The organism is Geodermatophilus obscurus, assembly GCF_900143215.1.
Taxonomy (GTDB): domain Bacteria; phylum Actinomycetota; class Actinomycetes; order Mycobacteriales; family Geodermatophilaceae; genus Geodermatophilus; species Geodermatophilus obscurus_A.
In genome coordinates, this window is record NZ_FRDM01000044.1 from 22,004 (window position 1) to 30,546 (window position 8,543).

The following is an 8,543-nucleotide window of genomic DNA, read 5'->3' on the forward strand; positions in this document are numbered from 1 at the left end:
TGGACGGACTCAGTCGTCGGAGGCGAAGACGGCGATCAGCTCGTCGACCTCCCGGTGGGCCGTGCTCGGGTGCCGGAAGGGCCGGTGCGGCTGCAGCTCGTAGTGGGTGCGCCGGCCGTGACGGCTGCGGACCAGGTAGCCGGCGTCCTCCAGGTCCCGCAGGATCGACAGCGTCGACCGCTGGGTGATCCCGACCCGCTCGGCGACCTCTCCCACCCGGACGTCCGGGTCCGCGGCGACAGCGAGCAGGACGTGCCCGTGGTTGGTGAGGAACGTCCAGGGCGGACGGCGCCCGTCGGTCACGACATCCTCCTCCCGGTGGCATGGACAGATGAATTCTGCTTCACTCGTTTCAGGAGGGGAGTATCCCCCAGCGCTGCCGACGTCACTACGGCCCCGATGGGTGGGGTCCGGCGGAGCGGGCGCCCGACGTGGCGCCGGGAGAGACCTCCGGTCGGAATCGCGATCGGAGACCTTCGTGGACGCCCCTCTCTCGCTGTGGCTCGCCGCGCTCGGCCTCATCGTCGGCATGCTCGCCGTCGATCTGTTCGCCCACCGCCGCGCGCACGTCATCGGCGTGCGCGAGGCCGCCGCGTGGTCGGCGGTGTGGGTGGTCATCGGCGTCGGGTTCGGCGCCTGGGTCTGGTGGGCCTACGGCGCCGAGCTCGGCCAGCAGTACTACGCCGGCTACCTGATCGAGAAGTCGCTCGCCGTCGACAACGTCTTCGTGTGGGCGGTCATCCTCACCTTCTTCGCCGTGCCCCGGGAGTACCAGCACCGGGTGCTCTTCCTCGGCGTGCTCGGCGCGCTCGTGCTGCGCGGCCTGTTCATCGCCGGCGGCGCAGCGCTCATCGAGAGCTTCGGGTGGGTGCTCTACCTGTTCGCCGCGTTCCTGCTGTTCACCGGCTGGCGGATGCTGCGGCAGCGCGACCAGCACATCGACCCGCAGCAGTCGCGGACGCTGCGGCTGTTCCGCCGGTACGTGCCGATGACCGACGCCTACCACGGGCAGCGGTTCCTCATCCGGCGCGACGGCGTCCTGCTGGCCACCCCGCTGCTCGCCGTGCTGGTCCTCGTCGAGGTCACCGACGTGGTCTTCGCAGTCGACTCGATCCCGGCGATCTTCGCCGTCACCGACGAGCCGTTCCTCGTCTTCACCGCCAACGCCTTCGCCGTCCTGGGCCTGCGGGCGATGTACTTCCTGCTCGCCGACCTGATCCACCGCTTCGTGTACCTCAAGGCGGGCCTGGCGCTGGTGCTCATGTGGGTGGGCGTCAAGATGCTGCTCAAGATCGACGTCTACTACATCCCGACCACCGTCAGCCTGGCGGTCATCGCCACCATCCTCGGCGTCTCGATCGCCGCGAGCCTCCGGGCCACCCGCGGCCAGGGTCGCCGGGCCGTGCAGACCCCGGCCGCCGCGCCGTTCCGGATCGCCTCCGAGGACGAGGTCGCGGGACTCGAGCCCCTCCGGCGCCGACGCCGTGACCCGGCCGGGGCCGCCCGTTGACCGTCGTCAGCGCAGGACGGCGACCTTGAGCGCCCCGGAGGCCACCGGGTCGTCGAACAGGTCGTAGGCCTCGGGCACCTGGTCGAAGCCGAACCGGTGGGTGACCAGCCGGCCGGCGTCCAGCCGTCCCGCCCGGAGCATGCGCAGGAGCATCGGCGTCGAGTGTGTGTCCACCAGCCCGGTGGTGATGGTGACGTCGCGGGGCCACAGATCCTCGAGGTGCAGTGTCGTCGGCTTCCCGTGCACGCCGACGTTGGCGACCCGGCCGCCAGGACGCACCACCGCGACCGCCAGGTCGAACGTGGCGGGGACGCCGACGGCCTCGATCGCCACGTTGGCACCCAGCCCGTCGGACAGCTCCCGCACCGCGGCCACGACGCCGTCGTCCGGGGACAGCACCCGGTCGGCGCCGAAGGCCAGCGCGGCCTCCCGCCGGGCGGCCACCGGGTCCACGACGATCGTCTGCAACGGGCCGTACAGCCGGGCCGACTGCACGGCGCCGAGACCGATCGGGCCCGCGCCCACCACGACCACCGTGTCCCCGGGGCGGACGCCGCCGTTGACGGCGCCGACCTCGTAGGAGGTGGGCAGGACGTCGGCGAGCATCAGCGCCGCCTCGACCGGCACCTCATCGGGCAGCCGGTGCACCGAGCCGTCGGCCAACGGGATCCGCACCGCCTCGGCCTGCACGCCGTCGATCAGGTGGCCCAGCACCCAGCCGCCCCCGCCCAGGCACTGCCCGTAGCGCCCCTCGTGGCAGAACCGGCAGCGGCCGCAGGACGTGATGCACGAGAGGAGCACCCGGTCACCGGGCCGCACGGTCCGGACACCCGCGCCGGCCTCGAGGACGGTGCCCACGGCCTCGTGCCCGAGCACGCGGCCCGGCGTCACCTCGGGTACGTCGCCCCGCAGGATGTGCAGGTCCGTACCGCAGATGGTGAAGCCGTCGACCCGGACGACGACGTCCTCGGCGTCCTGGATCACCGGGTCGGCGACGTCCTCCCACGACCGCTTGCCCGGGCCGTAGTACACCAGCGCCTTCATCACTCCTCCTCGGGTCCGGAGCCAGTGCACGCCGCCGACACCTCCCGCCACCACATCCGGTCGGCCCCACGGAAGGGGTCGGAGGTCCGTTCCGGACACGGGGAGCCACCGGGACGGTGACGGTGGTCCGGCGGAGTGGCCAGGCCAGACGGGAGCAGGCCGATGACCCCTCCGCCGGAAAGCCGCTGGGTGCTGCGGTACGAGGGGTTCGACCCCGCTGCCGAGGCGCTGCGGGAGAGCCTGTGCGCGCTGGGCAACGGCCGGTTCGCCACCCGGGCCGCCGCGCCGGAGTCCCGCGCCGACGGCGTGCACTACCCGGGCACCTACGCCGCCGGCGTGGTCGACCGGCGGGTCGACCACGCCGCCGGGCGGACGGTGGCGAACGAGAGCATCGTCAACCTGCCCGACTGGCAGTCCCTCACCCTCCGCATCGAGGACGGCGACTGGCTGGACCTGGGCGCCCTGACCGTCTCCGGCTACGTCCAGGAGCTCGACCTGCGGCGGGGGGTGCTCGCGCGACGCTTCGTCGTCGAGGACCCGGCGGGACGCCGGACGCGGGTCGCGCAGCGGCGGCTGGTCTCGATGGCCGACCCGCTCCTGGCGGCGCTGGAGTGCACCGTGGTGGCGGAGAACTGGTCCGGCCGGCTGACCGCGCGATCGGGGCTCGACGGCCGGGTCACCAACTGCGGCGTCGCGCGGTACCGGGGGCTGTCCGGGCAGCACCTGCTCGTGGAGGAGAGCACGTCCGGCTCCGGCCTGCTGGGACTGGTCGTCCGGACCGTCCAGTCGCGGCTACGCGTCGGACTGGCCGCGCGCCACCGCGTGCTCCTGGACGGCGTGGAGCAGGCACCCGACCGCCGGACCACCGACCAGGAGGGGACGGCTGCCGAGGACCTCGCCGTGGACCTGGCCCCGGGCCGGGTGCTGACGGTGCAGAAGGTCGTGGCGCTGTGCACGTCCCGCGACCGGGCGATCGGCGAGCCCGGGGAGGCCGCCCTCCAGGAGGTCCGCCGCGCCCCCGACCTCGACGCCCTCCTGGCCCGGCACGTCCGTGCGTGGGCACACCTGTGGCGCCGGTGCGACGTGGAGATCGACGGCCCGCCCCGTACGTCGCTCGTTGTGCGGCTGCACGTCTTCCACCTGCTGCAGACCGTCTCCGCGCACAGCGTCGACCTCGACGTCGGCATCCCGGCCCGCGGTCTGCACGGTGAGGCCTACCGCGGCCACGTCTTCTGGGACGAGGTCTTCGTCCTGCCCTTCCTGGTCCTCCGCCTGCCGGCCGTGGCCCGGGCGATGCTGCTGTACCGGTGGCGCCGGCTGCCGCAGGCCCGGGCCGCCGCCCGGGCGGCCGGCTCCCGCGGGGCGATGTACCCGTGGCAGAGCGGGTCGACCGGCCGGGAGGAGTCCCAGACGGTCCACCTCAACCCGCGCTCGGGCCGCTGGCTGCCGGACAACTCCGCCCTGCAGCGGCACATCGGCCTCGCCGTCGCCTACAACACCTGGCGCTACCACGAGGCCACCGGCGACCTCGACTTCCTCGTCGACCACGGCGCCGAGATGATCCTGGACATCGCGGCCTGCTGGGCCGACCTGGCCACCTACGACCCGGTCGACGACCGGTACGACATCTGCGGCGTGATGGGGCCCGACGAGTACCACGACGCCCTCCCCGACCGCGCCGAGCCCGGCCTGGACGACAACGCCTACACCAACGTCATGGCCGCCTGGACCCTCATTCGGGCACTGGACTCCGTCGAGCTGCTGCCGGCCGGCCGGCGCGGGGAACTGCTCGACGGGCTGGGGATCGGCGAGCAGGACCTGCAGCGCTGGGAGCACGTCAGCCGCCGGCTGCGGCTGTGCTGGCACGCCGACGGCATCCTCAGCCAGTTCCGCGGCTACGAGGAGCTAGCCGAGTTCGACTGGGCCGGCTACCGCCAGCGGTACGGCGACATCAGCCGGCTGGACCGCATCCTCGAGGCCGAGGGGGACTCACCCAACCGCTACAAGCTGTCCAAGCAGGCCGACGTCCTCATGCTGTTCCACCTGCTCACCGCCGACGAGTTCTACGCCGTCCTGGACCGGCTCGGCTATCCGCACGACCGGACGACGATCCCCCGCACCGTCGCCTACTACCTCGACCGGACGAGCCACGGGTCAACGCTCTCCCGGGTCGTGCACGCCTGGGTCCTCGCCCGCAGCGACCGAGCCCAGGCGTGGGACTACTTCCTCGAGGCCCTGGAGAGCGACGTCGACGACGTGCAGGGCGGGACCACCGGCGAGGGCATCCATCTCGGCGCGATGGCCGGGACCCTCGACCTCCTGCAGCGGGGGTTCACCGGACTGCAGACCCGGGACGACACGCTCGGCTTCGACCCCTATCTCCCCGAGGCACTCACCGGCATGCGCTTCCGGCTGCGCTACCGCGACCATCCCGAGGTCGAGGTGGCGATCACCCACCAGACGCTGACCGTGGGCGGCGGCGGACCCGGACTCCCCCTCCTGCCCCTCCGTGTGCGGGACGACGCCTACCGCGTCGACCCCCGCGGCACGCTCGAGGTCCGGCTGCGCCGCCGACGCGCCGAGCGGTCGTGACACCGCGCTCGCCGCACGCTGTCGACACAACGGCAGCCCGCCTACTAGACGTACAGCAGGTAGCCCAGCGAGCCGGTCATCAGCAGCGCCCCGCGCGGCGAACCATCGCGGTACTGCAGCCAGGCCCGCGCCACCAGCGGGATGCCGAGAGCGAGCACGACCGCGTCGACGGCGGCGTTGTTGGCGCCGGTGAACACCGTGTCGAAGCGGTACAGCCCGTCCCCGGCGAGCTGCGCCACCTGTCCGCGGGGGGTGAGCACCATCACGGGGTCACCCGACGCCCGCCGCAGCGGGCCGACCGCGGCGACGCCCGCGCTGAGGGCTGCCACCAGGCCGGGCAGCCGGCGCCCTGCTCCGCCGCTGTGCAGCGCCTTCCATCCTGCGCCACTCACCGAGCCGACCCCGGATCGCCGGCAGCGGTGGCGATCAGGTGGCTGCCGAAGGCGACGAGCCACAGCACGATCGGGTAGGAGTTCCACCGCTCGATCCCGCCCTCGCCCAGCGCCGCCACCGGCGCCCAGTCCAGGGCGAACACGCCGAGGGTGATGGCCACCAACGAGACCACGCCGAGCACCGCCCACAGCTGCCGGAACGGCGACGGCGTGACCCGGGCGGACAGGAGCACGGCGACCCCGCCGCTGTAGAAGGCCAGCATCGCGAAGACGGTGTGCATCCCGGGGTTCGTCAGCGGGAAGACCCCCACACCGAGGACCCCGAGCCCCAGCAGCGCCATCGGCACCGTCACGGCCCTCCGGTGCAGAGCCCGGTGTGCGAACCACGCCCCCAGCAGGATGAGCGCTCCGGCGACGAGCACCGTGCCGTCGAAGATCCCCGCCGAGGGCTGCACGACCACGCTGTCCGGAGGCTCGCTCGCCCCCAGGTGGCTGAGCGTGTCGGCATGGGTCGTGTAGGGCCCCGGGTGCAGCGCCTCGGCGGTGATGGACCCCATGAGGATCACCACGCCGGCGATCGAGAGCAGCAGGCCCGCGACCCGGCGGTCCCGTCCGGCCCTCGGCGGCCGACTGGCCGGCCGGGCGGTCTCCACGACGGGGGCCTGTCCGTCGGTCGGCCTGGGCATGGTGGTCATGTGGTGCTCCTTCGTCTGCCGCTGGACGCTCACCTGGTCGTGACCAGGCTGTCCCCGGGATGCCGTCCACCGGCAGGACCGACGGTCCCGGGCCTGGTGGACCTCGGACCTCAGCGGGACCCTCCGCCGGCGACCCCCTCACGAGGCGGGGACCGTGGGCGGTACCAGTGCGTCAGCTCGACCACAGCGCGATGAAGGCGGCGTATGCGGCCGCGTACCGGACCAGGTCGAGGCAGACGTGGAAGCCGATCGCGGCTTCCAGCCCGCGACGCAGGAACAGCCAGGTCATCGGCAGCACGTGGAGGGCGGCGAGGAAGAGCGTGGTGAGGGGAGCTGCCGGGGCGTGCAGGAAGGCGAACCACAGGGTGGCCAGCAGCGCCGCGCAGAGCAGGGCGGTGTCGGGTCGGGCGACCCGGCGGAACAGCACGTACAGCGCGGCGATGAGGAAGACCCGCCCCCACGCCTCCTCGGCGACGCCGGGCTGGAGGGCCGCGGCGACGGGTTGCCAGCCCTTGGTCACGTGGTCGGTCTCGAGGGGACCGTTGACGACGTTGCCCAGGGCCCACGGCACCGCCAGCAGAAACCCCCAGCCCGCGACACGCACGCCGCGCGCCGGCCCCGCGGTCAGCGCGACGCTGGGTCCGATGGCCGCCGGCACCCATCCCGCCCGCCGCGCCAGCGCCCAGCCGGCCAGCAGGGTCACCAGCGTGAGCGGCAGCTGGAACGCGCCGAACAGCACCCCGGGGCCGTTGCCGCGCGCCACCCCGTCCAGCACTCCCCCGCCGGCGGCCACCAGACCGAGGACCAGCGCCCAGCCGACCTGCCGCCGGTCCACCTCCCGTCGGAGCCGGACCAGGACTCCGGCCGCGACCGCGGCCAGCGGGACGAGCACCACCACACCGGCGACACCGGCGGGGAAGAGCACCAGCCCCACCACGGTCACGAGCCCGGCCAGGCGACCGCGCCCCGTCACAGGAGCAGCACCCGGCAACCCCTCAGCGGGCGGCCGGCCCAGCCAGGACAGCAGGGCCGCGGTGGTGGCTCCGAGCAGGAGCACGGCCAGCAGCGTCTTCGCGACCGACTCCGGGCCGGTGGCTCCTGACGTCAGGACCACCGCCCCGATCGCCAGGGTGGAGACCGTCCAGACGGCGGCCAGCAGGTGGCGCCGCAGCCGAGGCTGCCCCGGCGTGCCGGCAGACCGCGGTGGCTGTCCGTCCACGGCGACCGTGGCGAACTGGGAGCTGGGGGTCCTCCGCGGCGACGGTCTCATCGCCCCATCCCCGTCGCGACCTGCTGGGCCGGTCGACCGACGCGTTCATCCTCGGCGTCGCCCACTGCTCGGACCCGGGGCCCGAACGGACCGACCAGGAACAGTCCCGTGAGGACGTGCGTGCCCATCGCGACACCTCCCGTGTCACGTCCAGCCTGGGGGCGGCCTGGAGGGAAGAGCAGGGGCGCCTGTCCCGACACGGACACGCGCCGCATCCTGCCCGTTCGGGACCTCCGACCCTCGCGGATCTGGACCGGCCGGCGACCCGTGCGCGACCCCTGCAGCCGAGGACCAACCAGGGGCTGGAGGCCGGCCCCTGGCGGTGGCGGCCACGACACCTGGCTACTCGACCCGCGACACCAGCCAGCGCTGGCGATGAGCACCTGGTCATGAACGGAGTGGACCTCGGACCCTGTGGACCTCGCGCCGGCGGCGTCCACCGTGAGGGGCGACGGATCCGCGGGGTCACAGGGAGTCGACGCCATGACCGAGCCGCACCTGGTCCGCCAGGCGACGTCCCCCGCGCGCGGGGCGACTGGTGTGCCGCTGGAGGTGGTCACCTGGCTGGACGACCCGCGCTCGGCGGACCTGGCCCGGGCCGGCGGCAAGGGCGCGAGCCTCGCCCGGCTGCGGCAGGCCGGCCTGCCGGTCCCGGACGGGTTCGTCGTCGGCGCCGAGGGCTACCGCCGCTTCGTCGCATCCGCCGGCCTCGCCCCGCTCGTCGAACAGGTCACGGCAGACCTCGACGCCCGCGACGCCGACGCGCTGGCCGGCGCCTCACAGCGGTGGTCGGGTGAATTGATGGGTGGGTACGGCCCGGGCCATGCGGGCGTATTCGGTGGATCTTCGGGAGAAGCTGCTGGCGGCAGTGGACGCCGGAATGAGCCGGGAGCAGGCGTCATCGGTGTTCGGTGTGTCGGTGCCCAGCATCGAGCGGTACGTGCGGTTGCGCCGCCAGACCGGCAGCTTGGCGCCACGGCGGGCGATCAAGCCCGGTCCGGCGGCGGTCAAGACCGAGGCGGTGCGCGCCTGGCTGCCCG

General features: G+C 73.6%; 8 protein-coding genes and 1 pseudogene. 4 read left to right on the plus strand and 5 right to left on the minus strand.

The window, feature by feature from the left end:
• Positions 1–9: 9 nt before the first annotated feature.
• A complete protein-coding gene (locus tag BUB17_RS27510; RefSeq protein ID WP_072920859.1) occupies positions 10–303 on the minus strand; it encodes a helix-turn-helix transcriptional regulator in 294 nt (97 codons plus the stop codon).
• A gap of 175 nt (positions 304–478) precedes the next feature.
• Between BUB17_RS27510 and BUB17_RS22285 the strand changes: the two genes are divergently transcribed.
• Positions 479–1,510: a TerC family protein gene (locus BUB17_RS22285; RefSeq protein WP_072920860.1), complete on the plus strand. Its 1,032-nt coding sequence runs from the start codon at positions 479–481 to the stop codon at positions 1,508–1,510.
• 6 nt (positions 1,511–1,516) lie between these two features.
• Here BUB17_RS22285 and BUB17_RS22290 read toward each other — a convergent pair whose 3' ends face one another.
• Positions 1,517–2,554, minus strand: coding sequence for a zinc-binding dehydrogenase (locus BUB17_RS22290; protein ID WP_072920861.1), 1,038 nt, complete (start codon positions 2,552–2,554; stop codon positions 1,517–1,519).
• Between the two features lie 162 nt (positions 2,555–2,716).
• On the opposite strand from BUB17_RS22290, the gene BUB17_RS22295 reads away from it, so the two are divergent.
• A complete protein-coding gene (locus BUB17_RS22295; RefSeq protein WP_072920862.1) occupies positions 2,717–5,146 on the plus strand; it encodes a glycoside hydrolase family 65 protein in 2,430 nt (809 codons plus the stop codon).
• Between the two features lie 44 nt (positions 5,147–5,190).
• Here BUB17_RS22295 and BUB17_RS22300 read toward each other — a convergent pair whose 3' ends face one another.
• The 3 genes from BUB17_RS22300 to BUB17_RS22310 form a co-directional block, all read right to left on the minus strand.
• A complete protein-coding gene (locus BUB17_RS22300) occupies positions 5,191–5,538 on the minus strand; it encodes a hypothetical protein (protein WP_141243151.1) in 348 nt (115 codons plus the stop codon).
• A complete protein-coding gene (locus BUB17_RS22305; protein WP_141243152.1) occupies positions 5,535–6,233 on the minus strand; it encodes a DUF998 domain-containing protein in 699 nt (232 codons plus the stop codon). Before BUB17_RS22305 ends, BUB17_RS22300 begins: the two co-directional genes overlap by 4 nt.
• Before the next feature lie 172 nt (positions 6,234–6,405).
• The gene (locus BUB17_RS22310; protein ID WP_083606529.1) at positions 6,406–7,503 is read right to left on the minus strand and encodes a CPBP family glutamic-type intramembrane protease; all 1,098 of its coding nucleotides are present in this window, start codon (positions 7,501–7,503) and stop codon (positions 6,406–6,408) included.
• Positions 7,504–7,986: 483 nt separating this feature from the next.
• Between BUB17_RS22310 and BUB17_RS28650 the strand changes: the two are divergent.
• Both BUB17_RS28650 and BUB17_RS28655 read left to right on the plus strand, forming a co-directional pair.
• Positions 7,987–8,229: pseudogene (locus BUB17_RS28650) on the plus strand (PEP/pyruvate-binding domain-containing protein); the annotation flags it as partial.
• A 154-nt stretch (positions 8,230–8,383) separates the two neighbouring features.
• On the plus strand, positions 8,384–8,543 hold a 160-nt coding region (locus BUB17_RS28655; RefSeq protein ID WP_432416401.1), incomplete at its 3' end, for a hypothetical protein.

What these genes read in the sequence shown, in the direction of transcription:
- BUB17_RS22305 (WP_141243152.1), bottom strand. Translation starts at nt 6,233, where the DNA reads ATGACCACCATGCCCAGGCCGACCGACGGACAGGCCCCCGTCGTGGAG.
- BUB17_RS22310 (WP_083606529.1), bottom strand. Translation starts at nt 7,503, where the DNA reads ATGAGACCGTCGCCGCGGAGGACCCCCAGCTCCCAGTTCGCCACGGTC.
- BUB17_RS22295 (WP_072920862.1), top strand. Translation starts at nt 2,717, where the DNA reads ATGACCCCTCCGCCGGAAAGCCGCTGGGTGCTGCGGTACGAGGGGTTC.
- BUB17_RS22290 (WP_072920861.1), bottom strand. Translation starts at nt 2,554, where the DNA reads ATGAAGGCGCTGGTGTACTACGGCCCGGGCAAGCGGTCGTGGGAGGAC.